This window comes from Pseudomonas sp. 1152_12, assembly GCF_052850675.1.
Genome location: NZ_VXCW01000003.1, coordinates 72,382 through 95,282, shown reverse-complemented (window position 1 = coordinate 95,282; position 22,901 = coordinate 72,382). Strand labels below are relative to the sequence as shown.

The window sequence follows — 22,901 nt, the reverse complement described above, 5'->3', positions numbered from 1 at the left end:
ACATTCGACTGCATTCCAACTTAAGGAACACGGCCAAAATATGGGAGCGGGCTCGCCCGCGATGGGGCCCTTCAAATCAACAACTGTCTTAAGCCTTTATGGCAGGAGGATGGTCGACCCAGTAGTCCGCCGCGCCGACAACTCGGTCTGCGCCTTCGCCGCATCCGCCAGCGAAAACCGCTGGTTGATATCAATGCGCACCTTGCCGCTCTTGATCATCGAGAACAGGTCATCGGCCATCGCCTGCAAATCCTTCGGATTGCTGGCGTAGGTCACCAAAGTCGGCCGGGTGACATACAGCGAGCCCTTGGCCGCCAGAATCCCCAGGTTCACGCCATCCACCGCGCCCGACGCATTCCCGAAGCTCACCACCAGCCCACGTGGCGCCACGCTGTCCAGCGAGGTCAGCCAAGTGTCCTTGCCGACGCCGTCGTACACCACCGGCACCTTTTTGCCGTCGGTCAACTCCAGTACGCGTTGTGCGACGTCTTCCTTGCTGTAGTCGATGGTTTCCCACGCTCCGAGGGATTTGGCCAGCGCGGCTTTTTCCGGCGAACTCACCGTGCCGATGAGCTTCACGCCCAAGGCCTTGGCCCATTGGCAGGCCAGCGAACCGACGCCACCAGCCGCGGCGTGGAACAGGATGGTTTCGCCGCCCTTCAATTCATAGGTCTGGCGCAGCAGGTACTGCACGGTCAGGCCCTTGAGCATCGCGCCGGCGGCTTGTTCGAAACTGATATCGTCCGGCAAGTGCACCAGATTGGCGGCGGGCAACACATGCAGCTCGCTGTAGGCACCCAGCGGGCCGCTGCCGTAGGCCACACGGTCGCCGACTTTGAATTGCGTGACCTCGCTGCCCACCGCGTCAACCACGCCGGCACCTTCGGCGCCCAAGCCCGATGGCAGCGCGGGCGGTGCATAAAGGCCACTGCGGAAATAAGTGTCGATGAAGTTCAGGCCGATGGCCTCGTTGCGCACGCGAACCTGCTGCGGGCCAGGTTCTGCCGGGGTGCAGTCCACATACTCAAGCACTTCGGGGCCGCCATGGGCACTGAACTGGATACGTTTGGCCATCTACACTTCTCCTGAGGTCGAACATGGGTAGCCCACTATCGGACTCCTAAGCTTGATCTTCGTCAACTGCGGCGCAACGGGGTGCGGTGGTATCCTGTGCGCCCATTTGCCGCCGACGCCCAATGGCCTCGCGTAGCTTTGCCCGATTCAAGGTGATGCCATGACTACCCGCACCGAGGCTGTTAAAGCCTACCTGCTCGACCTGCAAGACCGCATTTGCAGCGCCCTGGAAACCTTCGAGACGGACACTCGCTTTATCGAAGACGCCTGGATCCGGCCTGCCGGCGGTGGCGGTCGCACCCGTGTGATCGAAAACGGCACGGTCATCGAAAAAGGCGGCGTTAACTTTTCCCACGTGTTCGGCAGCGGCCTCCCACCGTCCGCCAGCGCGCATCGTCCTGAGCTGGCCGGCCGTGGGTTTGAAGCCCTAGGCGTGTCGCTGGTGATCCACCCACACAACCCCCATGTGCCGACGTCCCACGCCAACGTGCGCTTTTTCATCGCCGAAAAAGAAGGCGAAGAGCCGGTGTGGTGGTTCGGTGGTGGCTTCGACCTCACGCCTTACTACGCCAATGAAGAAGACTGTATCCATTGGCACCGCGTGGCCGAGCAGGCCTGTGCGCCGTTCGGCGCGGATGTGTACTCGCGCTACAAGGCCTGGTGCGACACCTACTTCCACATCAAACATCGCAATGAGCCACGCGGCATCGGCGGCCTGTTCTTCGATGACTTGAACGAGTGGGGCTTCGATACCTGCTTCGCCTTCATCCGCGCCATCGGCGACGCCTACATCGACGCCTACCTGCCGATCGTGCAGCGCCGCAAGGCCATGGCTTACACCGAACAGCAGCGCCAATTCCAGGAGTTCCGCCGTGGGCGCTATGTCGAGTTCAACCTCGTCTACGACCGTGGCACCCTGTTCGGCCTGCAATCGGGCGGGCGCACTGAGTCGATCCTGATGTCGCTGCCGCCGCAAGTGCGCTGGAGCTACGACTGGAAAGCCGAGGCTGGCAGCGAAGAGGCGCGCCTCACCGATTACTTCCTGCAAGACCGCGACTGGCTCGGCCTCGCGGCGCCCAAGGCGGCTGTCTGATGGACCGTTATGTCGTGTTCGGCAACCCCATCGGCCACAGCAAGTCGCCGCTGATTCATCGCATGTTTGCCGAGCAGACCGGCGAGCAACTGGACTACAGCACCTTGCTCGCGCCGATGGAAGATTTCACCGGCTGTGCCCGTGAGTTCTTTCAGCAAGGTCGTGGCGCCAACGTCACCGTGCCGTTCAAGGAAGACGCCTACCGTTTGGCCAACAGCCTGACCGAACGCGCCCAGCGTGCCGGGGCGGTGAATACCTTGAGCAAGTTGGCCGATGGCACGTTGCTGGGTGACAACACCGATGGTGCCGGCCTGGTGCGCGACCTGAAGGTGAATGCCGGGTTGAGCCTGCAAGGCAAACGCATTCTGTTGCTGGGCGCCGGTGGCGCGGTACGCGGGGCGCTGGAGCCGATGCTCGCCGAGCAGCCGGCGTCGCTGATCATTGCCAACCGCACCGTAGAAAAGGCCGAATTGCTCGCCGAGCTGTTCGACGACCTGGGCCCGGTGTCGGCCAGCGGTTTCGACTGGCTGCGTGAGCCGGTGGACCTGATTATCAATGCCACGTCCGCCAGCCTTTCAGGTGATGTACCGCCGATTGCCGGCAGCCTGATCGAGCCGGGTAAGACGTTCTGCTACGACATGATGTACGCCAAAGAGCCCACGGCGTTCTGCCGCTGGGCTACAGAGCAAGGCGCAGCCGTGGCGATGGATGGTTTGGGTATGCTCGTGGAACAGGCGGCGGAAGCGTTCTTCCTATGGCGTGGTGTGCGCCCGGATTCGGCGCCGGTGTTGGCTGAGTTGCGTCGCCAGTTGGCCTGACACAAATCCAAATGTGGGCACGGTCAAAATGTGCGAGCTGCATTTAGTCTTCGAAATGGATGGGGCAGTTGTCGGCCCCTTCCAGCTTCTTCAATTCTTCAACGACGTGTGGTCTCGCCCTGCGCACTATCAGACTGCGCCCTACGGCCCGCAACCGCCGCGCCTCCTGATGCAGCATCTCCACCCCGGAATAGTCGATAAAGTTGATCTGCTGCGCCTCAATCACCACCCGCTCGCCCTGCAAGCTTTGCAGGCGCACTTGTAGGTAATGGCTGGCGCCAAAAAAGATCGAGCCGCCCACCCGCAACACATCCTCGTCGTCATCACGCCACTGTTGCACGCGCGGTTGCGAGGTACGCTTGAGGTAGAAAAACAGCGAGGCCAGCACCCCGGCGTAAATCGCTGTTTGCAGCTCCAGCAGCAAGGTGGCGACGCACGTCAGGCTCATCACCACAAACTCGGCGCGACTCACGCGCAACAACGCGCGAATGCCACGATGATCCACCAGGCCCCAGCAAATCAGCAGGATGCTCGCCGCCATGCTGGGGAGTGGAATGTGCGCGATCAACGCTGCGCCGAACAGCGCAAACAGCGCCACCCACAAGGCAGAAAACACGCCCGCCAAGGGTGAGCATGCGCCCGCCTCATAGCTCAGGCCTGAGCGGGTAAAGGAACCGGCTGACAGGTAGCCGGAGAAAAAACCGCCGACGATATTGGATAAACCTTGCGCACGCACTTCCTGATTGGCGTCGAGCAATTGCTGCGAGCGCGCCGACAGCGAGCGCGCAATCGACAGGCTGGTCACCAGCCCCAGCATGCCCACTGCCACGGCACTCGGCAGCAGGCGCAGGAGCATGTCCAGGTCCATCGGCAATGGGCTGAACGGCGGCAGCTTGCCCACAAACGAACTGACCCGCGCCACATGCCCGAACATCGCCGGCCACAGCCACGCCAGCACGCTGCTCAACGCCAGAGCAATTAACAACGTTGGCCAGCGTGGCACCCGGTACTTGAGCAACGCGCCCATCAGTAAGGTGCTTAAACCGAGGGCGAGCGAGGCATGGTCCCACTCGCCACAGTGATCGATAAGCGCCAGCAAACTTTTGATTGCTGTGGCTTGGCTTGGCAAATCCAGCCCCAACAGGTTGGGCAGTTGCCCCAAGGCAATCACCACGGCGGCGCCTAAGGTGAACCCCAGTACCACCGAATGGGAGACGAAATTCACCAGCGCGCCGAAGCGCAGCATCCCCAACAGCCACTGGAAAACCCCGGCGAGAAAGGTCAGTAACAGGATCAACGTGATGTAGTCCTGCGACCCAGGCACGGCCAAGGGGCTGACGCTGGCGTAGAGCACGATGGAAATCGCCGCCGTCGGGCCGCAGATCAGGTGCCAGGAGGAACCCCAGAGGCAGGCGATCAATACGGGAATGATGGCGGCGTACAAGCCGTATTCGGGTGGGAGACCGGCGATCAGCGCGTAGGCAATCGACTGCGGCAGGGCGAGCACAGCGCCGCTGAGGCCGACCATCGCGTCCCGGCCGACGCTGGCGCGGGTTTGGCGCGGCAGCCAGGCGAGGAAAGGGAAGAGTGTATGGCGGTTGGGCCGGGGCATCGCAGGCTCGGGTTTGAAGGGTTGGCTCAGAATATCAGTACACACCGACCTCTGTGGGCGCTGGCTTGCCTGCGATAGGATCATCTTGGTCTAACTGATAGACCGAGTCGTCTGCATCGCAGGCGAGCCAGCTCCCACAAAAGCGAGTTCCCACAGAATCGATTTCGGGGATTAGAGCTTGGCTTTTACTGCCGCCAACGCATCCTGGCCATCCACGGTTTTTACGCCATCGAGCCACTTGTCCAGCACCGCCGGATTCGCCTTGATCCACGCCTTCGCCGCATCGGCATTGCTGACCTTGTTGTTGACCACCTCGGCCATGATGCTGTTCTCCATGTCCTGGGTGAAGCTCAGGTTGGTCAGCAGTTTGCCGACATTCGGGCAGGCCTGTGCATAACCCTTGCGGGTCAAGGTATACACGCTGCCGGTGTCGCCGAAGTACTTCTCGCCGCCTTTGAGGTAATGCATTTTCAACTGCACGTTCATCGGGTGCGGCGTCCAGCCGAGGAAGGTCACGAATTTCTGTTTCTTAACCGCCCGCGACACCTCGGCCAGCATCGCCTGCTCACTCGACTCGATCAGCTTCCACTGGCCGAGGTCGAAGTCGTTCTTCTTGATGATCTCCTGCAGCGAGATATTCGCCGGCGCGCCGGAGCCGATGCCGTATATCTTCTTATCGAACTTATCGGCAAATTTGTTCAGGTCGGCGAAGTCGTGCACCCCCGCGTCCCACACGTAGTCCGGCACGGCGAGGGTGAACTCGGTGCCGTCGAGGTTTTTCGCCAGTTGCACCACGTCACCGTTAGCCACGAACTTGTCATAGAAGCCCTGCTGCGCCGGCATCCAGTTGCCCAGGAACACATCCACCTGGCCGTCCTTGAGCCCGCCAAACGTGATCGGCACCGCCAGGGTGTCAACCTTCGCCTTGTAGCCCATGCCGTTCAACAGAAAACCGGTGATGGCATTGGTGGCGGCGATATCGCTCCAGCCGGGATTTGCCATCTTCACCGTGTCACAGCGGGAGTCCGCGTACACATTGGCGCTAGTCAGCACCAGCATGCCCAACACTACAGTCAACTTTTGCATGGCCTTCCCTCTGTTTTATTAGTTTTGGCAGGGTTGTGGATAACGTGCCTTGCGCTCCAGGTCGTCGAGGTCGATATGGTTGCGCATGTATTGCTGACTGGCGTCCACCAGTGGCTGGTGATCCCAGCTCTTCAGCTTGCCTTGGGTCAGCGCCTCAAACACCAGGCGGCGACGGCGTTGACTGGCGAGCACCTGCTGGTGGATCGCCGGGATGTCCCATTTAGCCCGCGCCTCACTCAAAAACGCCTCGTACAGTGCTCGGTGTTCCGCTGACTGGCTGAGGTTCTCCCGCTCGCGCGGGTCGTTGTGTACATCGAACAGTAGACAAGGGTCGTCTTCGCTGTAGATGAATTTGTACGCGCCCCGGCGAATCATCATCAGCGGGCTGATGGTGCCTTCGGCCATGTACTCGCCAAACACTTCATCGTGACCCTCCTGCCCTTGCAAGTGGGGGACCAGTGAACGGCCGTCCAACGGCAAACGCGGGTCCAGTTCGCCGCCGGCCAGCTCTACCAAGGTCGGCAGCAGATCGGCGGTGGACACGGCGTTGCTCACGCGGCCAGCGGCAAACTGCCCCGGCGCACTGACCAGCAGCGGCACGCGGGCGGCCATTTCAAACCAATGCATTTTGTACCAGAGGCCGCGCTCGCCGAGCATGTCGCCGTGGTCGCCGGAGAAGATGATGATGGTGTCTTCGGCAAGGCCCGTGTCTTCCAGGGTTTGCAGGAGTTTGCCGACATTGCTGTCGATGTAGCTGCACGCGCCGAAATAAGCCCGGCGCGCATCGCGGATCTTGTTCAGTGGCAGCGGCTTGTTCCACAGGTCGTAAACCTTCAGCAGGCGCTGGGAGTGTGGGTCAACATCGGCCTGAGCTGGTGTCGTAGGCATTGGGATGTCGCTGTCGTCGTACAGGTCCCAGAAGGGCTTGGGAATGGTGTAAGGGTCGTGTGGGTGAGTCATCGACACGGTTAGGCAGAACGGCTGGTCGCCGTCTTCACGAATATGGTCGAACAGGTATTGCTGGGCCTTGAACACCACCTCTTCATCGAAATCCAGCTGGTTGGTGCGCACGCACGGCCCGGCTTGCAGCACCGAGGCCATGTTGTGATACCAAGTGGGGCGCACGTCCGGCTCATCCCAGTTCACCGCCCAGCCATAGTCGGCGGGGTAGATGTCGCTGGTCAGGCGTTCTTCAAAACCGTGCAATTGGTCTGGCCCGCAGAAGTGCATCTTGCCCGACAGCGCGGTGCGGTAGCCGAGGCGGCGCAGGTAGTGGGCATAGGTCGGTACATCAGCGGGGAAATCCGCCGCGTTGTCGTAGGCGCCGATCTTGCTCGGCAACTGGCCGCTGACCAGGGTGAAGCGCGACGGCGCGCACAGTGGGCTGTTGCAATAGGCGGCGTCGAACACCACGCCCTGCTCGGCGAGGCGGCTCAGGTTAGGCAACTTGATCGCAGAGGGTGCGTAGAGCGGAAGCATCGGCGCGGCCATTTGATCGGCCATAATAAAAAGAATGTTCTTGCGCTTCATGAGTCTTCGGCATTCCATAGGCGGTATTTATGCGAATCAGCATGCCGCCCATAGAAAATGGGGTAAAGCCCATGGAAAGCAATGTCTAGGATAAGCACAGCTTATGTATGAAGCCCTCGGTGATTTATCCCTCGACCTGCTGCGCGCTTTCGAAGCGGCGGCGCGCCACCGCAGTTTTACCGCTGCTGCGATGGAGATGGGCACCACTCAGCCAGCCATCAGCCAGCAGATCAAGCGCTTGGAAGAACAGCTTGGGCTGCGACTATTTGATCGGATCTACCGTGGCATCGAGCTGACCGACGTGGGCGCGCTGTTGTTCGAGCACGTCCAGGGCGGCTTGCAGGCCATCAACCACGGCCTGGGCGCGATCATCCAGCAGGACCAACATGAAGTGCTGCAAGTGGCCACCGACTTCGCCTTCGCCGCTTACTGGCTGATGCCGCGGCTGCATCGCTTTCACCAGGCCAACCCGCAAGTCGACGTCAGCCTGGTCACCAGCGAACGCAACCACGCGACCTTGCGCAGCGATATCGATGTGGCGGTACTGTTTGGCGATGGCCGTTTCAAGCAAGGCGACAGCCTGTGGCTGTTCAACGAGGAGGCGTTCCCGGTGTGCAGCCCGCAACTGCTCAAGGATCGCACCACGCCGCTGACCGTGCAGACGTTGCAGGACTACCCTTTGCTGCACCTGCGCCAGGAAAACAACAGCCAGTGGTTCGATTGGAACGGCATATTTCGCGAGCTGGGCATTACCACCGCGCCCACCCCCGGCCAGCTGCGATTCGACAACTACACCCTGCTGATCCAGGCCGCTATTGCCGGCCAGGGTGTGGCTATTGGCTGGCGTCACCTGGTGGATAACTTGCTGGAACAGAAGTGGCTGTGCCGGCCGATCAGCGACACGGTGATCTCGCGCTTCGGTTACTACGTGGTGCAGCCGCAGCGCAAACGCCGGGGGCAATTGGTCGAGCGCTTTGTCGACTGGCTGGTGGCCGAGCAAGCCAGCAACGTGCAGTCGCTGACCGGGCTGGCCCTGCCTTCGATAGCGGTCTAGGATCGGCGCATGATGGATCCGGATTTCGCCATGCAACGTATCAAGGGCTACCACGCCCATATCTACTTCGACGCCAGCACGATCGACCAAGCGCGCAAGCTCTGCGAAGACGCCGCCAAGCTGTTTGCGCTGCGCATGGGCCGGGTGCATGAACGGCCGGTGGGGCCGCACCCGGACTGGAGCTGCCAGCTGGCGTTCGAGCCCGAATACATCGGCGTGGTGTTGCCGTGGCTGGCCCTGCATCGCGACGGGCTGGTGGTGTTCCTGCACCCCGAGACCGGCGATGACGTGAAGGATCACACCGATTACGCGATCTGGATGGGGGCGATGCGCGAGCTGGATTTGTCTATTTTTTAACCAGGTTTAAGACCCATCCCGTCATCTTGTACCAAGGTGACGGGATTTTTTATGAAATTACCCAATATGTGGGACTGTTATTTATATATTGAGATATTGCCAGCCATAGGTTTATATTCGCCCATCTGCTTTTTTCAGCACCCACTCATTTCAGGTGAAGCGATGCAGGCGCAATTGATCGCGCTCGACTGGGGGACCAGCTCCCTTCGTGCTTATAAACTCGGCCCAGCCGGCAGGGTGCTCGAACAGCGCGCGCTGGCGTTCGGCATCATGCACCTGCCCAGTGAACCCCGGGAGATTGCCGGCGTGCACTGCAGCGATGGCTTCGAGTTGGCGTTCGATGCCGCTTGCGGCGACTGGCTGGATGCCGAGCCCGGCCTACCGGTGATCGCCTGTGGCATGGTCGGCAGCGCCCAAGGCTGGAGCGAAGCGGCCTATCGCAATACGCCGGTTGATGTCGCCAGCCTCAGCCAGGCCCTGCATTCCGTACGCAGCCTGCGCGGTGTGCAGGTGCATATCGTGCCCGGCGTGATCGAACAGGTCGGCTTGCCCAACGTGATGCGCGGCGAAGAAACCCAGGTGCTGGGCGTGCTGCAAGGTCTCGCTGCGCAGGTTTTGATCGGCCTGCCCGGCAGCCATTCCAAATGGGTCGAGGTGGCGGATGGCTGCATCACACACTTCGACACCTTCATGACCGGCGAGCTGTTCGCGGTGCTGAGCAAGCACAGCATTCTGGGGCGTACGCAAAAGCCCTCCGAACACTTCCAGGCCGAGGCTTTTGATCGCGGCGTGAACGTGGCGCTCTCCAAAGACGGCCAGCGCGGCGCGCTCTCAACCTTATTCAGCGCCCGCACGCTGGGGCTGACCGCCGAACTGGCCCCCGACCAGCAAGCGGATTACCTGTCCGGCCTGCTGATTGGCCATGAACTCGCCGGTTTGCCCGAGCACGCCAAACATAAACCCATCGTTCTGGTCGGTAACGCCCCGCTCTGCGCCCGCTACCAACGTGCCCTCGCCCTTTGCGGCTTCGCCCACGTCAGCCTGGCGCAAGAGGCCAGCGAACGCGGCCTGTGGCAATTGGCAGTGGCCGCCGGGCTTACTCAACCTGTCTTGGAGGCCTGACATGCTCAAGCAAGCACTCGCACACAACGGTTTGATCGCAATCCTACGCGGCGTACGGCCAGACGAAGCCGAGGCGATCGGCCAGGTGCTCTATCAGGCCGGCTTTCGCGTGATCGAAGTGCCGCTCAATTCGCCGGACCCTTACACCAGCATCCGCACCCTGCGCGACAGCCTGCCCGCCGATTGCCTGATCGGCGCAGGCACGGTGTTGACGCCTGCCCAGGTCGAGCAGGTCAAAGCCGCCGGTGGCCAAGTGATCGTCATGCCCCACAGCGATGCCAAGGTGCTACGCGCAGCGAAAGCAGCGGGCTTGTACCTGTCGCCGGGTGTGGCCACGCCCACCGAAGCCTTCGCCGCACTGGCCGAAGGCGCCGACCTGTTGAAGCTGTTTCCGGCCGAGCAAATGGGTCCGGGTGTCATCAAGGCGTGGCTGGCGGTACTGCCGACGGGCACGTTGTTGCTGCCGGTGGGCGGTGTGACCCCGGACAACATGCAGGTGTATTTCGACGCGGGCGCCAAGGGCTTCGGCCTGGGTTCCGGGTTGTTCAAGCCGGGCATGTCCGTGGATCAAGTGGCGAGCAGTGCCCAGGCGTATGTCGCCGCCTGGAACGCGTTGAACTGATGCCCTGAATTGATTTCAAGCTTTGCGCCCTCGGCGCTGCATCGACAAGAGAGATAAGAAGATGAAAATCACCAAACTGACGACCTTCATCGTCCCGCCGCGCTGGTGCTTCCTCAAGGTCGAAACCGACCAAGGCGTGACCGGCTGGGGTGAGCCCGTAGTCGAGGGCCGCGCCCACACCGTGGCCGCTGCCGTCGAAGAACTTTCCGACTACCTGATCGGCAAAGACCCACGCAATATCGAAGACATCTGGACAGTGCTCTACCGCGGCGGCTTCTACCGTGGCGGCGCGGTGCACATGAGCGCCCTCGCCGGTATCGACCAGGCGCTGTGGGACATCAAGGGCAAGGCGCTGGGCGTGTCGGTCAGCGACCTGCTGGGCGGCCAGGTGCGCGACAAGATCCGCGTATATTCGTGGATTGGCGGCGACCGGCCGGCCGACACGGCGCGTGCCGCCAAAGAGGCGGTGGCCCGTGGTTTTACCGCGGTGAAGATGAACGGCACCGAAGAGCTGCAGTTCGTCGACAGCTTTGAAAAAGTCGACCTGGCCCTGGCCAACGTGGCCGCCGTGCGCGACGCCGTCGGCCCTAACGTTGGCATTGGCGTCGACTTCCATGGCCGCGTGCACAAGCCGATGGCCAAGGTGCTGATGAAAGAGCTCGACCCGTACAAACTGATGTTTATCGAAGAGCCGGTGCTCAGCGAAAACTACGAAGCGCTCAAAGAACTGGCGCCGCTGACCAGCACGCCGATTGCCTTGGGCGAGCGGCTGTTCTCACGCTGGGATTTCAAGCGCGTACTCAGCGAAGGTTACGTCGACATCATCCAGCCGGACGCCTCCCACGCCGGTGGCATCACCGAAACCCGCAAGATTGCCAACATGGCTGAAGCCTACGACGTGGCCCTGGCCCTGCACTGCCCGCTCGGCCCGATTGCCCTGGCGGCCTGCCTGCAATTGGACGCGGTTTGCTACAACGCGTTTATCCAGGAGCAGAGCCTGGGCATTCACTACAACGAGAGCAACGACCTGCTCGACTACGTGCGCGACCCGGGCGTGTTCGACTATGACAAAGGCTTCGTGAAGATCCCCAACGGTCCTGGCTTGGGTATTGAGATCAACGAGGAATATGTGATCGAGCGCGCGGCCATCGGTCACCGCTGGCGCAACCCGATCTGGCGCCATGCCGATGGCAGCTTTGCCGAGTGGTGATCACCGCGAACCCAAGGTGAAAACCCTATCAATGTGGGAGCGGGCTTGCTCGCGAAAGCGGTCTAACAGCCGCAGATGTGTCGACCGACACTCCGCCTTCGCGAGCAAGCCCGCTCCCACAGTTTTATTCAGTTTCGTCAGTAAAACCTGTCCTCAATAAACATAAGAAGAGGCATCCCCCCATGCAACCTGAATCCTTCACTGGGCAGGCTTCTCTCGTCACGCCCAGCAGAAAGCGTTTCTTCATCATGGTGCTGCTGTTTATCACCGTGGTGATCAACTACCTCGACCGCAGCAATCTGTCGATTGCCGCCCCGGCGTTGACCAGCGAGCTGGGCATCGACCCGGTGCACGTCGGGCTGATTTTCTCCGCCTTCGGCTGGACCTACGCCGCCATGCAGATCCCCGGCGGTTGGTTGGTGGACCGGGTGCCACCGCGCATTCTCTACACCGCTGCCCTACTGTTGTGGTCGATTGCCACCGTGATGCTCGGGTTTGCCGCCAGCTTCATCGCGCTGTTCGTGCTGCGCATGGCGGTCGGCGCCTTGGAAGCACCGGCCTACCCGATCAACAGCCGTGTGGTCACCACTTGGTTTCCTGAGCGCGAGCGCGCCACGGCCATTGGCGTTTATACGTCGGGGCAGTTTGTCGGGCTGGCGTTTCTCACGCCCGTGTTGGCTTGGCTGCAACACGCCTTTGGCTGGCACATGGTGTTTGTCGCCACCGGTGGCGTCGGCATTCTGTGGGCATTGATCTGGTACGCGGTGTACCGCGAGCCGAAGGATTTCAAAGGCGCCAACGCCGCTGAAATCGAGCTGATCCGCGAAGGCGGCGGTTTGGTAGACATGCAGGCGCAAGCCACCAAGGCACCCTTCAGTTGGGTCGACCTGGGCATCGTGTTAAGCAAGCGCAAGTTGTGGGGCATCTACTTGGGGCAGTTCTGCCTGAACTCCACGCTGTGGTTTTTCCTGACGTGGTTTCCGACCTACCTGGTGAAATATCGCGGTATGGACTTCATCAAGTCCGGCCTGCTTGCGTCGCTGCCCTTTCTGGCGGCGTTCGTGGGTGTGCTGTGTTCGGGGATTTTTTCTGACTGGTTGATTCGTCGGGGCTCGTCGGTAGGTTTTGCGCGCAAGCTGCCGATCATTAGTGGGCTGCTGATTTCTACGGCGATTATTGGCGCCAACTATGTGGACTCAACGGCCTGGGTGATTGCGTTCCTTGCGGTGGCGTTTTTTGGCAATGGCTTGGCGTCGATCACCTGGTCGCTGGTGGCCACCCTGGCACCGGCCCGCCTGCTGGGGCTGACCGGTGGGGTGTTCAACTTTATCGGCAACCTGTCGGCAATAACCACGCCGATTGTGATTGGCTTTCTGGCCAGTGGTGATTCGTTCGCGCCAGCGATTACCTACATTGCGGTGCTGGCATTGCTGGGGGCGCTGTCCTACGTGTTGCTGGTCGGCAAGGTCGAGCGTATTGAACTGAATGAATAACTTGTGGCTGCCGGCTTGCCACAAAAGCATCCGTATCAGTTGAGTACGCCGTTCAGGATTTCGTAGACGATGCCCGTGCCCACTGCGATCAACACCACGTCCGGCCCGGACCGGCGCCATTCATACCCTTGGTAAACCGGTAGGCGTGCCAGGGCACGGTTATCCAGGCGTTCGCCGTAGTAACCGCGTGGCAACGGCTGTCCGCGTACCAGGCGTACGTTCGGCGGTGGCGGTGCGCCACGGGAGAACTGGCCATGGTTGTCGTGGATGATCTGTCGCACCGGGCCGAAGTCCTGAGGCGGGCCGCGGCGATTATTCTGCGGGCCGCGATGGTCGCCGCCACGTTGCTCGTGCTGGCCTTGCGGGCCGCCACGGCCAGGGCCATCGCCGTCACCGCGTTGGTCAGGCGGCGCGGCCTGTACCAGGGCACTCGCACCGAGCATCAGCACGCCGAGACCTGTGATCAAGCGTTTAGGCATTTTCATGGGGTGTTCCTTCAGTACTGCACGAACAAAAAAGGGATTTCGAACTGGGTTCGAAATCCCTTGGTCTTGTCAGTTTAGGTACTGATTCGACAGTATGATTCCTCTGTATCAGGAACTTTACCTACCTCTACACGGCGTTTACTTTCGGGCGTTACGGACACCCTCCGACAACGCCGCGCACAAGCTCAACACGCCATCAATTGCCTGCTGATCATTTTTGGCATTGGCGATGTGGTCAATCAGTGCCGAACCCACCACCACACCATCGGCCAAGCGTGCGATGGCGGCGGCCTGTTCCGGTGTGCGAATACCAAAGCCGATGCTGATCGGCAGGTCGGTATGCCGACGCAGGCGAGTCACGGCTTCTTCAACGTGTTCCAAGGTGGCGGCACCTGCACCGGTCACACCGGCCACCGACACGTAGTACACAAAGCCGGAGCTGCCGTTCAGCACGGTCGGCAGGCGCACGTCATCGGTGGTCGGCGTGGTCAGGCGGATAAAGTCGATGCCCGCTGCCTGAGCCGGGTCGCATAGCTCGCCGTTATGCTCAGGTGGCATGTCGACCACGATCAGACCGTCCACGCCCGCTTCTTTGGCGTCAGTGATGAATTGCGGCACGCCGTATTTGTGGATCGGGTTGAAGTAGCCCATCAACACCAGTGGCGTGTCGTTGTTGTCTTTGCGGAACTCGCGAACCATCTGCAAGGTTTTGCTCAGGTTCTGCTTGGCTCCCAGTGCGCGGATGTTGGCCAGTTGAATCGCCGGGCCGTCAGCCATCGGGTCAGTGAAAGGCATGCCCAACTCGATCACGTCGGCACCCGCGGCGGGCAAGCCCTTGAGGATCGCCAGCGAGGTGTCATAACCCGGGTCGCCAGCGGTGACGAAGGTCACCAGGGCGGCGCGGTTTTGTTCTTTCAGCTGCGCAAAACGCGTTTGCAGGCGGCTCATCAGTGTTTCTCCTGCTTGGCTGGCTCTTGTGGAGAGTTTTCCATGTGGTGCATCACGGTCTGCATGTCTTTGTCGCCACGGCCAGACAAGTTCACCACCATCAGGTGATCTTTCGGCAGGGTCGGTGCGCGTTTGAATACTTCGGCAAGGGCGTGGGCAGTTTCCAACGCGGGAATAATCCCTTCCAGGCGGCAGCATTTATGGAACGCTTCCAGCGCTTCGTCGTCAGTCACCGACGTGTACTGAGCGCGGCCGATGTCGTGCAACCAGGCGTGTTCCGGGCCGATGCCGGGGTAGTCGAGGCCAGCGGAAATCGAGTGGGCGTCGATGATCTGACCGTCTTCGTCCTGTAGCAGGAAGGTACGGTTGCCGTGCAGTACGCCCGGTACGCCGCCGTTGAGGCTGGCGGCATGCTTGCCGGTTGCGATGCCATAGCCTGCCGCTTCAACGCCGATGATTTCGACGCTGGTGTCATTCAGGAATGGGTGGAACAGGCCCATGGCGTTCGAGCCACCGCCGATACACGCCACCAAGCTGTCCGGCAGGCGACCTTCCTGGGCTTGCATCTGGTCACGGGTTTCCTTGCCGATCACGGCCTGGAAGTCGCGCACCATTGCAGGGTACGGGTGCGGGCCAGCCACGGTGCCGATCAGGTAGAAGGTGTCATCAACGTTGGTCACCCAGTCGCGCAGGGCTTCGTTCATCGCGTCTTTGAGCGTGCCGGTGCCGGACACTACCGGGACCACTTTCGCGCCCAACAGCTTCATGCGAAATACGTTGGCCTGTTGGCGCTCAATGTCGGTGGTGCCCATGTAGATCACGCAGTCGAGGCCGAAGCGCGCGGCCACGGTGGCGGTGGCCACGCCGTGCATGCCGGCGCCGGTCTCGGCGATGATGCGTTTTTTGCCCATGCGCCGCGCCAGCAGGATCTGGCCAATGCAGTTGTTGATCTTGTGTGCGCCGGTGTGGTTCAGCTCTTCGCGCTTGAGGTAGATCTTGGCGCCGCCGCAGAACTCGGTCAGGCGCTCAGCGAAATACAGCGGGCTTGGGCGTCCGACGTAATCGCGCTGGAAGTAGGCCAGTTCTTCGTTGAAAGCCGGATCAATCTTGGCCGCTTCGTATTCACGGGCCAGGTCGAGAATCAACGGCATCAGGGTTTCAGCGACGTAGCGGCCGCCGAATGCGCCGAACAGGCCATTGGCATCGGGGCCGTTGCGAAGATCGGTCTGGGACTGAGTCATGGGGCGCTCCAGGAAATAATTCGTGTGAGAGGCAATGACGGCCACTCTACCCCTGACACGCTACGCTGAAAACCGATAAGATCGCCGTAACCTGTCAGGAAAACTCACGAATGAGCCGAGACCTTCCGCCCCTCAATGCCCTGCGCGCATTTGAAGCCACCGCCCGGCTCAACAGCGTGAGCCAGGCCGCAGAGCAACTCCATGTGACTCACGGTGCAGTCAGCCGCCAGTTGAAGGTGCTGGAAGAGCATTTGGGTGTGAGCCTATTCAGCAAAGACGGGCGCGGCCTTAAACTCACAGATTCAGGTGTTCGGCTGCGTGATGTCAGCGCCGAGGCATTTGAACGTTTAAGGGATGTGTGCGCCGAGCTGACTCAGGCCAGCGCGGATGCGCCCTTCGTGCTGGGTTGCTCGGGGAGCTTGCTGGCGCGCTGGTTGATACCGCGCCTGGGCCGCTTGAACGCAGACCTGCCGGGTTTGCGCCTGCACCTGTCGGCGGGTGACGGCGACCTCGACCCCAGACGCCCCGGCCTTGATGCTCTGCTGGTGTTCGCCGAACCGCCGTGGCCGGCGGATATGCAGGTGTACGAGTTGGCCAGTGAACGCATCGGCCCGGTGATGAGCCCACGCTTCGCCGGTTACGAACACCTGCGCCAAGCCCCGGCGCAAGCGCTCTGCGGCGAAGACTTATTGCACACCACTTCTCGCCCGCAAGCCTGGCCCAGCTGGGCGCAGCAGCACGGCATCGCGCCCGGCGCGTTGAAGCACGGCCAGGGGTTTGAGCATTTGTATTATTTGCTGGAGGCAGCAGTGGCAGGGCTTGGAGTGGCGATTGCGCCAGAACCGTTGGTAGCAGAGGACCTGCGTGCGGGTCGCCTGGTGGCGCCGTGGGGTTTCAGCGAAACCCCGGCGCACCTGGCGTTGTGGCTACCCAAGCGCGCCGCAGATGGGCGCGCCGGTCAGTTGGCGCAGTGGCTCAAAGTTGAGCTGTTGCGCCAGCCGGTATAGCTGGTCAATCAGTCACCGCGTTTGCACAGCAGGTAAGCCGCCAGCAGACCCAGTGCACCAACGGCGACGCCGGCGGTAGTCCATGGGTGTTCTTGTGCGTAGTCCCGGGTTGCAACACCGGTTTCGCGGATTTTGACTTTGCTTTCTTCGTAGGCATCGCTGATCAGATGACGGGAGTGCTTGAGGGCATTCTCGGCGTTGCTTTTCAGGGCCTTGAGCGTTTTGCGCGACTCATCGGACGCATCATCCTTGAGGCTCTCAAGGGACTTGAGCAGGCTCGAAATCTCGGCTTCCATGCTTTCCAGCGACGCTTTACGTAAAGAAGTGTTGGCCATGTGGACATCTCCTGAAGTGATTGTGAGTGGCATGTGTAGATACCGACTGCGGCCAATTCAGAAAGTGCAGTAAATATGAACTTTCGCGTAGGAACGGCCGCCAGAAGCAGTACGAACATTGACTGCTACGCTTCAGTAGAGACCTCAGGAGAAACGCTATGTCAGATCATCACACCTACAAGAAAGTCGAACTGGTGGGCTCGTCGACGACCAGCATCGAAGACGCTATCAACAACGCCATTGCCGAGGCGAACAAGAGCATCAAACATTTGGAGTGGTTTGAAGTGACCGAGACCCGTGGTCACATCAAGGACGGCAAGGCCGCGCATTTCCAGGTCACGCTCAAAGTGGGATTCCGAATTGCCAGTAGTTGATCGCGTCGGTTGAACTTGCTGACTGGCCGATTGCCATAACCTGCGCTACACCCTTGGAGTGCCGATGCAATGCGTCGGCACGCTCTTTTGGATCAGCGCAAGGAAAGTATCGGATGAAGAAGCTTCTGTTAGCGGTAGGTTTGTTGAGCATTGCGGGGACGGCAATGGCGGCGGGCAAGCCTTGTGATGAGCTTAAAAGCGAAATCGCGGCGAAAATCGACGCCAATGGTGCCTCGGGTTATTCGCTGGAAGTGGTAGACAAAGGCGCGGCACCGAAAGACCACACAGTCGTCGGCAGTTGCGAAGGTGGCACCAAGGAAATCGCCTACAAGCGCGGTTAACCCTGTGTTCCAGACATAAAAAACCGACGCGAGTGCGTCGGTTTTTTTTCGCCTGTGGGTTATTAGCCCTTCATCAACTGCGCCAACAGCTCGTAGGAATGAATCCGGTCGGCATGCTCGTAGAGGTCGCAGGTGAAGATCAGCTCATCGGCGCCTGTCTGCTCGATCAGCACTTCCAGTTTGGCGCGGATCTTCGCCGGGCTGCCGACCATCGCCAGCCCGAGGAAGCTGCCGACCGCGTCTTTCTCATGGGGCAGCCATAGGCCGTCCATGGTTTTGACCGGTGGGCGCTGCACCAGGCTTTGCCCGCGCATCAGTGCCAGGATGCGCTGGTACACCGAGGTTGCGAGGTAGTCGGCCTGCTCGTCTGTGTCGGCGGCTACCAGCGGGATGCCGAGCATCACGTAGGGTTTGTCCAGTACAGCCGAAGGCTTGAAGTGATTGCGGTACACGCGAATCGCCTCGTGCATCAGGCGCGGTGCGAAATGCGAGGCGAACGCGTAGGGCAAACCCCTCTCTCCCGCAAGCTGGGCGCTGAACAGGCTGGAACCCAGCAGCCAGATCGGTACGTTGGTGCCAGTGCCGGGCACGGCGATCACCCGTTGGTCGGGCGTGCGCGGGCCTAGGTACGCCATCAGTTCGGCCACGTCTTCGGGGAAATCATCGGCGCTGCCCGAACGCTCACGGCGCAGGGCGCGGGCGGTCATCTGGTCGGAACCGGGCGCGCGGCCCAGGCCCAGGTCGATGCGGCCGGGGTACAAGCTTTCCAGGGTGCCGAACTGCTCGGCGATCACCAGCGGTGCATGGTTGGGCAGCATCACGCCGCCAGAGCCGACACGGATGGTCGAGGTACCACCGGCCAGATAGCCCAGCAATACCGACGTGGCTGAGCTGGCGATGCCATCCATATTGTGGTGTTCGGCCACCCAGAAACGGTTGTAGCCAAACTTTTCCACATGCTGGGCCAGGTCCAGCGAGTTGCGCAACGACTGCGCCGGGCTGCCATTGGCGCGCACGGGCACCAGGTCCAGGGTCGAGAACTTCACGTCGGACAGCGATTTCATAAGCCTGCTTCTCCAGTAGGTGCGCAGGCTTATAAACGAACCAAAACCTGCCGCTTCATGTGCATGCTCTATGCAATGAGGGCATATACCCGAGATTCAATAGCGGTTAGGGATATTTCCTACTATATCGCTAGGTTTCTCCTACAAGATGAACTTTGCCGAGCCGTCTAACCTCAGAACCTTTACTGAAGCAAAACCACCGTTCGAGGAGAAAGCTATGAGTATCGTTAAAAAGGCATCCGCGCATTGGGAAGGTGATCTGAAGACTGGCCTGGGTTCCATTTCTACGGAAACCGGCGTGCTGCGCGAAGCTCCCTACGGCTTCAAGGCCCGTTTCGAGGGCGGCAAGGGCACAAATCCTGAGGAGTTGATTGGTGCGGCCCACGCCGGCTGCTTCTCCATGGCGTTTTCCATGATTTTGGGTGACGCTGGCCTCAAGGCTGACAGCATCGACACCCAGGCCGAAGTGACGCTGGATCCAGTGGAAGGTGGCTTCGCGATTACCGCCGTGCATCTGGTGCTCAAGGCCAAGATTCCAGGCGCGAGCCAGGCGCAGTTCGACGAACTGAGCAAAAAGGCCAAGGAAGGTTGCCCGGTATCTAAGGTGCTGAATGCCAAGATCAGCCTGGATGCCACGCTGGTTAACTGATACAGCACATTTCCAATGTGGGTGCGTGCTTGCTCGCTCCCACATTTAGTTCTGCGTTAAATCAGAACTCGTGTTTCCCGGATGTGGTCCTATACGCTATGCAGCCTAGGCGCACACCCGTGCGCAGTGCATTCAGGGAGCTACACACATGAAACGTTTCGCCTTGGCAATCATCTGCGGTGTTTTGGCCACGTCGGCCGTGGCCGCGCCAAAAGATTGTGAAGAGCTCAGAAAAGAAATCGAGGTGAAGATCCAGGCTAAGGCTATTCCGTCTTACACCCTGGAAATCATCACCGAAGAGGAAGCCAAGGACCATGACAGCGCCATGATTGTCGGCTCCTGCGAAAACGGTACCAAGCGCATCCTCTATCAGAAAAACAGCGACTGATCAGATGCAGTTCACGCTGCGTTCTTCGGCCAGCAACTGCCGCGTCGCGTTATACAGCCGAATGTTGGGCGTAAAGGCCAGCGAGCGACCTTCCAGCACATAGTGCTGGCCTGGCTGGAAGTTGTCGTATTGCAGGGTCATGAAGCAGGTGCGGTCGTGAGTCTGGTCCAGCCCTCCAAAGCCTGTCCCTGTGTTTACCTCGAAATCAAAACGCACCATCAATTGGTGGCTGCCAGGTGGCACCTGGAAAAAACGCCCGTCGTTGAGGTTTTTCCCATCCAAACGTTGTGCCATCACCAGTTTGGCCCCCGGTGTCGGGGTGGCGAAATCGACCCAGGCTTGATGCGGGTCGGCCCGCGGTATTGGCGTCGAAGCACAGGCGCTGAGAAGCAGAGCGGTGACGGGTAGCAAGAGCTGACGCATGGCAGGCACTCAACGACGGGAAGGAATGGAGCCCGGCGCCGATGGCAGCAGACTCATGATGAGTATAAACGCGCTGGGCATGGAAACATTCCGCGCAGGCAGGCTAGTCTGGCGAACCAATCACCCAGGAGTCGTCGGAGCATGTTGAGGGGTTTTCTTCCAGGGTTGATGGTTGTGCTGCTCAGCGGCTGCTCCAGTGTCAGTTATTACTCCCAGTTGGCTGACGGCCAATGGGAGTTGCTGCGCGCGCGCGAGCCGGTTGCCGAGGTTATCGCCGACCCTTCCCGCCCACAGGTATTGCGCGATCACTTGGTCCAGGCGCAGAAGGCGCGTGCCTTTGCCAGCGAGCACCTGCATTTGCCCGACAACCAGAGTTACCGGCTGTACGCCGACATTGGCCGGCCCTATGTCGTCTGGAACGTGTTCGCTACTACGGAATTTTCCCTGTCTCCCCAGACCCATTGCTTCCCAATCGCCGGTTGCGTCGCTTATCGCGGTTATTACAACCAGGGCGCAGCACGCGGCGAGGCGGCGTTATTGCAACAGCGAGGCATGGACGTGTCGATTGGCGGTGTCGAGGCCTATTCCACCTTGGGCTGGTTCAACGACCCGATCATGAGTTCGATGATGAACTGGGGCGATGAGCGCCTGGCCACGTTGATCTTTCATGAGCTGGCGCACCAGCGTTTTTATGTGAAGGATGACACCGAGTTCAACGAGTCGTATGCCAACTTCGTCGAACAGGAAGGCACCCGCCAATGGCGTGCGGCACGTGGCTTGGCGCCTTTGAGCAATGCGGCGCTGCAGCAGCGTGATCAATTTATCCGGCTGGTGCTCGATACCCGCAAACGCTTGGAAAAACTCTACGCGCAACCGCTGGCGACGGATGTAATGCGCCGAGCCAAAGCCGCAGAGTTCGAGCGCTTGCGCACGGAGTATCAGCACATGCGCGATAGCCAATGGGGCGGGGATAAACGGTACGACGTGTGGATCAACCAGCCGATGAACAATGCGCGACTGTTGCCGTTCGGGCTGTATGACCAGTGGGTGCCGGCATTCGCGGCGTTGTTTGCGCAGGAAGGTCGGGATTGGGTGAGGTTTTTTGCGGCGGTTGAAAAATTGGGTGGGTTGCCGGTGGCGCAGCGTAAAGCGGCGTTGAGGCAGTTGGAGACTGTTGGCCGCTAGGGCCTCTTCGCAGGCAAGCCTGCTCTCACATTCGACCGCACTCTCATGTTGAAACTCGGTCAAGTGTGGGAGCTGGCTTGCCTGCGATAGCGGTCTCAAGCCCGCCGCAAAAACGCCTGATGCATCTCATCCAACGTCGCAAAATGCCAAGTCGGCGCTTCAGCATTCAACTCTTCAAAACTGCCAAACCCATATCCTACAGCCGCCGAATCCAGGCCGTTGCTGTGTGCGCCTATCAGGTCATGCTTGCGATCGCCGATCATCAAGGTGGTCGCCGGGTCCAGGCCTTCTTCATTCATTAAGTGCGCAATCAACTCGACTTTGTTGGTGCGCGTGCCATCGAGCTCGCTGCCGTAGATCACTTTGAAGTGCTTGGCAAAATCAAAATGCCGCGCAATCTCGCGGGCAAACACCCACGGCTTGGACGTGGCCACGTACAGCTGGCGACCCTGGCCATTCAGTGCTTGGAGCAGCGGCATAACGCCCTCGAATACGCGGTTTTCATACAGCCCGGTGACCTTGAAGCGTTCGCGATAGAAATTCACCGCCTCCCAGGCCTTGGCCTCGTCGAAGCCGTAGAACTGCATGAAGGCTTGCAGCAACGGCGGGCCGATAAAGTGCTCCAGCTTGGTCAGGTCCGGCTCGTCGATACCCAGTTTGCCAAGGGCATACTGGATCGAGCGGGTGATGCCTTCGCGCGGATCGGTCAGGGTGCCGTCCAAGTCGAACAGGACGGTTGAGTAATGCAGGGTCATTGATCGAATCCTTCCGCCAGGTGCAGGTCTTTGAGCTTCACGTAGTTCGCCGCGCTGTAGGTGAAGAACGCGCGTTCCTTGTCAGTCAACGGACGGATTTGTTTAACCGGGCTGCCCACATACAAAAAACCACTGTCGAGTTTCTTGCCTGGCGGCACCAGGCTGCCGGCGCCGATGATCACGTCATCTTCCACCACAGCACCGTCCATCACGATGCTGCCCATGCCGATCAGGATACGGCTGCCGATGCTGCAGCCGTGCAGCATGACTTTATGGGCGATGGTTACGTCGTCGCCGATCAGCAGCGGGAAACCGTCAGGATTGAATGGCCCGGCGTGAGTAATGTGCAGCACGCAGCCGTCCTGCACGCTGGTGCGCGCCCCGATGCGGATGCGGTGCATGTCGCCGCGAATCACCGTCAGCGGCCAGACCGAGCTGTCGGCGCCGATTTCGACATCGCCGATCACCACCGCCGAAATGTCGACAAAAGCCCCGGCGCCCAGGGTTGGCGTGTGGTTCTGATAGGTGCGAAGGGTCACGATAGCCTCTCTCTTATCTGCTGATAGCTGCGGTGGGTGTTGATTGTAATTAAGATGGCCCCATCTTTGTTCTTACATGTTTCTTCAGCCAAGGTG

General features: G+C 60.4%; 26 protein-coding genes. 14 read left to right on the top strand and 12 right to left on the bottom strand.

The genetic code is table 11. The annotated features are described in order from the left end of the window. Positions 1-96: 96 nt before the first annotated feature. Positions 97-1,074, bottom strand: coding sequence for a quinone oxidoreductase family protein (locus FW764_RS05865; protein WP_446433159.1), 978 nt, complete (start codon positions 1,072-1,074; stop codon positions 97-99). A gap of 160 nt (positions 1,075-1,234) precedes the next feature. On the opposite strand from FW764_RS05865, the gene hemF reads away from it, so the two are divergent. Continuing rightward, positions 1,235-2,167, top strand: coding sequence for an oxygen-dependent coproporphyrinogen oxidase (gene hemF, locus FW764_RS05860; RefSeq protein ID WP_446433158.1), 933 nt, complete (start codon positions 1,235-1,237; stop codon positions 2,165-2,167). Then, entirely contained in the window at positions 2,167-2,985 is an 819-nt protein-coding gene (gene aroE, locus FW764_RS05855) for a shikimate dehydrogenase (RefSeq protein WP_446433157.1), read from the top strand. Before hemF ends, aroE begins: the two co-directional genes overlap by 1 nt. A gap of 43 nt (positions 2,986-3,028) precedes the next feature. On the opposite strand, the gene FW764_RS05850 is transcribed toward aroE, so the two are convergent. The 3 genes from FW764_RS05850 to betC form a co-directional block, all read right to left on the bottom strand. Further along, entirely contained in the window at positions 3,029-4,597 is a 1,569-nt protein-coding gene (locus tag FW764_RS05850) for a SulP family inorganic anion transporter (RefSeq protein WP_446433156.1), read from the bottom strand. Between the two features lie 171 nt (positions 4,598-4,768). Continuing rightward, positions 4,769-5,683 (bottom strand): choline ABC transporter substrate-binding protein, encoded by a 915-nt coding sequence (gene choX / locus FW764_RS05845; protein ID WP_446433155.1) that lies wholly within the window; start codon positions 5,681-5,683, stop codon positions 4,769-4,771. 18 nt (positions 5,684-5,701) lie between these two features. Continuing rightward, positions 5,702-7,213: a choline-sulfatase gene (gene betC / locus FW764_RS05840; protein ID WP_446433154.1), complete on the bottom strand. Its 1,512-nt coding sequence runs from the start codon at positions 7,211-7,213 to the stop codon at positions 5,702-5,704. 103 nt (positions 7,214-7,316) lie between these two features. Here betC and FW764_RS05835 point away from each other — a divergent pair, with 103 nt between their 5' ends. The 6 genes from FW764_RS05835 to FW764_RS05810 all read left to right on the top strand — a co-directional run bounded on the left by FW764_RS05835 (position 7,317) and on the right by FW764_RS05810 (position 13,071). Beyond that, positions 7,317-8,267 (top strand): choline sulfate utilization transcriptional regulator, encoded by a 951-nt coding sequence (locus tag FW764_RS05835; protein ID WP_446433153.1) that lies wholly within the window; start codon positions 7,317-7,319, stop codon positions 8,265-8,267. A 30-nt stretch (positions 8,268-8,297) separates the two neighbouring features. After that, positions 8,298-8,624, top strand: a complete 327-nt coding sequence (locus FW764_RS05830) for a DOPA 4,5-dioxygenase family protein (protein ID WP_446433454.1) — start codon at positions 8,298-8,300, stop codon at positions 8,622-8,624. Between the two features lie 162 nt (positions 8,625-8,786). After that, the gene (locus FW764_RS05825) at positions 8,787-9,746 is read left to right on the top strand and encodes a 2-dehydro-3-deoxygalactonokinase (RefSeq protein ID WP_446433152.1); all 960 of its coding nucleotides are present in this window, start codon (positions 8,787-8,789) and stop codon (positions 9,744-9,746) included. A gap of 1 nt (position 9,747) precedes the next feature. Then, entirely contained in the window at positions 9,748-10,368 is a 621-nt protein-coding gene (locus FW764_RS05820) for a 2-dehydro-3-deoxy-6-phosphogalactonate aldolase (RefSeq protein ID WP_446433151.1), read from the top strand. A 61-nt stretch (positions 10,369-10,429) separates the two neighbouring features. After that, positions 10,430-11,578, top strand: coding sequence for a galactonate dehydratase (gene dgoD / locus FW764_RS05815; RefSeq protein ID WP_017137927.1), 1,149 nt, complete (start codon positions 10,430-10,432; stop codon positions 11,576-11,578). Between the two features lie 182 nt (positions 11,579-11,760). Continuing rightward, positions 11,761-13,071 carry an MFS transporter gene (locus tag FW764_RS05810; RefSeq protein ID WP_446433150.1) on the top strand — a complete coding sequence of 437 codons (1,311 nt, stop codon included), beginning with the start codon at positions 11,761-11,763 and terminating at the stop codon, positions 13,069-13,071. Between the two features lie 35 nt (positions 13,072-13,106). Here FW764_RS05810 and FW764_RS05805 read toward each other — a convergent pair whose 3' ends face one another. From FW764_RS05805 to trpB, 3 genes are all read right to left on the bottom strand, one after another. After that, complete coding sequence (locus tag FW764_RS05805) at positions 13,107-13,556, bottom strand: anti-virulence regulator CigR family protein (protein ID WP_446433149.1); 450 nt, start codon at positions 13,554-13,556, stop codon at positions 13,107-13,109. 138 nt (positions 13,557-13,694) lie between these two features. Continuing rightward, positions 13,695-14,504, bottom strand: a complete 810-nt coding sequence (gene trpA, locus FW764_RS05800; RefSeq protein ID WP_446433148.1) for a tryptophan synthase subunit alpha — start codon at positions 14,502-14,504, stop codon at positions 13,695-13,697. Continuing rightward, complete coding sequence (gene trpB, locus FW764_RS05795; protein WP_446433147.1) at positions 14,504-15,745, bottom strand: tryptophan synthase subunit beta; 1,242 nt, start codon at positions 15,743-15,745, stop codon at positions 14,504-14,506. The genes trpA and trpB overlap by 1 nt, the downstream gene beginning before the upstream one ends. 110 nt (positions 15,746-15,855) lie before the next feature. Here trpB and FW764_RS05790 point away from each other — a divergent pair, with 110 nt between their 5' ends. Further along, complete coding sequence (locus tag FW764_RS05790) at positions 15,856-16,752, top strand: LysR family transcriptional regulator (RefSeq protein ID WP_446433146.1); 897 nt, start codon at positions 15,856-15,858, stop codon at positions 16,750-16,752. Between the two features lie 8 nt (positions 16,753-16,760). Here the strand turns inward: FW764_RS05790 and FW764_RS05785 are convergent, their stop codons facing one another. After that, complete coding sequence (locus FW764_RS05785; RefSeq protein WP_003170746.1) at positions 16,761-17,087, bottom strand: DUF883 family protein; 327 nt, start codon at positions 17,085-17,087, stop codon at positions 16,761-16,763. Positions 17,088-17,245: 158 nt separating this feature from the next. Between FW764_RS05785 and FW764_RS05780 the strand changes: the two genes are divergently transcribed. After that, positions 17,246-17,461 carry a dodecin gene (locus FW764_RS05780; RefSeq protein WP_078739963.1) on the top strand — a complete coding sequence of 72 codons (216 nt, stop codon included), beginning with the start codon at positions 17,246-17,248 and terminating at the stop codon, positions 17,459-17,461. Between the two features lie 113 nt (positions 17,462-17,574). Then, complete coding sequence (locus tag FW764_RS05775) at positions 17,575-17,802, top strand: DUF1161 domain-containing protein (protein ID WP_446433145.1); 228 nt, start codon at positions 17,575-17,577, stop codon at positions 17,800-17,802. 62 nt (positions 17,803-17,864) lie between these two features. On the opposite strand, the gene FW764_RS05770 is transcribed toward FW764_RS05775, so the two are convergent. Next, on the bottom strand, positions 17,865-18,866 hold the full coding sequence (locus tag FW764_RS05770) for an LLM class flavin-dependent oxidoreductase (RefSeq protein ID WP_446433144.1): 1,002 nt from the start codon (positions 18,864-18,866) through the stop codon (positions 17,865-17,867). A 217-nt stretch (positions 18,867-19,083) separates the two neighbouring features. On the opposite strand from FW764_RS05770, the gene FW764_RS05765 reads away from it, so the two are divergent. Further along, positions 19,084-19,515, top strand: coding sequence for an OsmC family protein (locus FW764_RS05765; RefSeq protein ID WP_446433143.1), 432 nt, complete (start codon positions 19,084-19,086; stop codon positions 19,513-19,515). Between the two features lie 148 nt (positions 19,516-19,663). Next, positions 19,664-19,903, top strand: coding sequence for a DUF1161 domain-containing protein (locus FW764_RS05760; protein WP_446433142.1), 240 nt, complete (start codon positions 19,664-19,666; stop codon positions 19,901-19,903). Here the strand turns inward: FW764_RS05760 and FW764_RS05755 are convergent, their stop codons facing one another. After that, complete coding sequence (locus tag FW764_RS05755) at positions 19,904-20,326, bottom strand: PA0061/PA0062 family lipoprotein (RefSeq protein ID WP_446433141.1); 423 nt, start codon at positions 20,324-20,326, stop codon at positions 19,904-19,906. A gap of 141 nt (positions 20,327-20,467) precedes the next feature. On the opposite strand from FW764_RS05755, the gene FW764_RS05750 reads away from it, so the two are divergent. Beyond that, a complete protein-coding gene (locus FW764_RS05750; RefSeq protein WP_446433140.1) occupies positions 20,468-21,511 on the top strand; it encodes an aminopeptidase in 1,044 nt (347 codons plus the stop codon). Positions 21,512-21,606: 95 nt separating this feature from the next. On the opposite strand, the gene FW764_RS05745 is transcribed toward FW764_RS05750, so the two are convergent. Together FW764_RS05745 and FW764_RS05740 are read right to left on the bottom strand one after the other, a co-directional pair. After that, entirely contained in the window at positions 21,607-22,266 is a 660-nt protein-coding gene (locus tag FW764_RS05745) for an HAD family hydrolase (RefSeq protein WP_446433139.1), read from the bottom strand. Continuing rightward, positions 22,263-22,805, bottom strand: coding sequence for a gamma carbonic anhydrase family protein (locus FW764_RS05740; protein WP_446433138.1), 543 nt, complete (start codon positions 22,803-22,805; stop codon positions 22,263-22,265). The genes FW764_RS05745 and FW764_RS05740 overlap by 4 nt, the downstream gene beginning before the upstream one ends. Positions 22,806-22,901 lie beyond the last annotated feature (96 nt).

Excerpts from the sequence above, each read along its gene's own strand:
- FW764_RS05865 (WP_446433159.1), bottom strand. The coding sequence starts at position 1,074 with ATGGCCAAACGTATCCAGTTCAGTGCCCATGGCGGCCCCGAAGTGCTT.
- hemF (WP_446433158.1), top strand. The coding sequence starts at position 1,235 with ATGACTACCCGCACCGAGGCTGTTAAAGCCTACCTGCTCGACCTGCAA.
- aroE (WP_446433157.1), top strand. The coding sequence starts at position 2,167 with ATGGACCGTTATGTCGTGTTCGGCAACCCCATCGGCCACAGCAAGTCG.
- FW764_RS05850 (WP_446433156.1), bottom strand. The coding sequence starts at position 4,597 with ATGCCCCGGCCCAACCGCCATACACTCTTCCCTTTCCTCGCCTGGCTG.
- choX (WP_446433155.1), bottom strand. The coding sequence starts at position 5,683 with ATGCAAAAGTTGACTGTAGTGTTGGGCATGCTGGTGCTGACTAGCGCC.
- betC (WP_446433154.1), bottom strand. The coding sequence starts at position 7,213 with ATGAAGCGCAAGAACATTCTTTTTATTATGGCCGATCAAATGGCCGCG.
- FW764_RS05835 (WP_446433153.1), top strand. The coding sequence starts at position 7,317 with ATGTATGAAGCCCTCGGTGATTTATCCCTCGACCTGCTGCGCGCTTTC.
- FW764_RS05830 (WP_446433454.1), top strand. The coding sequence starts at position 8,298 with ATGCAACGTATCAAGGGCTACCACGCCCATATCTACTTCGACGCCAGC.
- FW764_RS05825 (WP_446433152.1), top strand. The coding sequence starts at position 8,787 with ATGCAGGCGCAATTGATCGCGCTCGACTGGGGGACCAGCTCCCTTCGT.
- FW764_RS05820 (WP_446433151.1), top strand. The coding sequence starts at position 9,748 with ATGCTCAAGCAAGCACTCGCACACAACGGTTTGATCGCAATCCTACGC.
- dgoD (WP_017137927.1), top strand. The coding sequence starts at position 10,430 with ATGAAAATCACCAAACTGACGACCTTCATCGTCCCGCCGCGCTGGTGC.
- FW764_RS05810 (WP_446433150.1), top strand. The coding sequence starts at position 11,761 with ATGCAACCTGAATCCTTCACTGGGCAGGCTTCTCTCGTCACGCCCAGC.
- FW764_RS05805 (WP_446433149.1), bottom strand. The coding sequence starts at position 13,556 with ATGAAAATGCCTAAACGCTTGATCACAGGTCTCGGCGTGCTGATGCTC.
- trpA (WP_446433148.1), bottom strand. The coding sequence starts at position 14,504 with ATGAGCCGCCTGCAAACGCGTTTTGCGCAGCTGAAAGAACAAAACCGC.
- trpB (WP_446433147.1), bottom strand. The coding sequence starts at position 15,745 with ATGACTCAGTCCCAGACCGATCTTCGCAACGGCCCCGATGCCAATGGC.
- FW764_RS05790 (WP_446433146.1), top strand. The coding sequence starts at position 15,856 with ATGAGCCGAGACCTTCCGCCCCTCAATGCCCTGCGCGCATTTGAAGCC.
- FW764_RS05785 (WP_003170746.1), bottom strand. The coding sequence starts at position 17,087 with ATGGCCAACACTTCTTTACGTAAAGCGTCGCTGGAAAGCATGGAAGCC.
- FW764_RS05780 (WP_078739963.1), top strand. The coding sequence starts at position 17,246 with ATGTCAGATCATCACACCTACAAGAAAGTCGAACTGGTGGGCTCGTCG.
- FW764_RS05775 (WP_446433145.1), top strand. The coding sequence starts at position 17,575 with ATGAAGAAGCTTCTGTTAGCGGTAGGTTTGTTGAGCATTGCGGGGACG.
- FW764_RS05770 (WP_446433144.1), bottom strand. The coding sequence starts at position 18,866 with ATGAAATCGCTGTCCGACGTGAAGTTCTCGACCCTGGACCTGGTGCCC.
- FW764_RS05765 (WP_446433143.1), top strand. The coding sequence starts at position 19,084 with ATGAGTATCGTTAAAAAGGCATCCGCGCATTGGGAAGGTGATCTGAAG.
- FW764_RS05760 (WP_446433142.1), top strand. The coding sequence starts at position 19,664 with ATGAAACGTTTCGCCTTGGCAATCATCTGCGGTGTTTTGGCCACGTCG.
- FW764_RS05755 (WP_446433141.1), bottom strand. The coding sequence starts at position 20,326 with ATGCGTCAGCTCTTGCTACCCGTCACCGCTCTGCTTCTCAGCGCCTGT.
- FW764_RS05750 (WP_446433140.1), top strand. The coding sequence starts at position 20,468 with ATGTTGAGGGGTTTTCTTCCAGGGTTGATGGTTGTGCTGCTCAGCGGC.
- FW764_RS05745 (WP_446433139.1), bottom strand. The coding sequence starts at position 22,266 with ATGACCCTGCATTACTCAACCGTCCTGTTCGACTTGGACGGCACCCTG.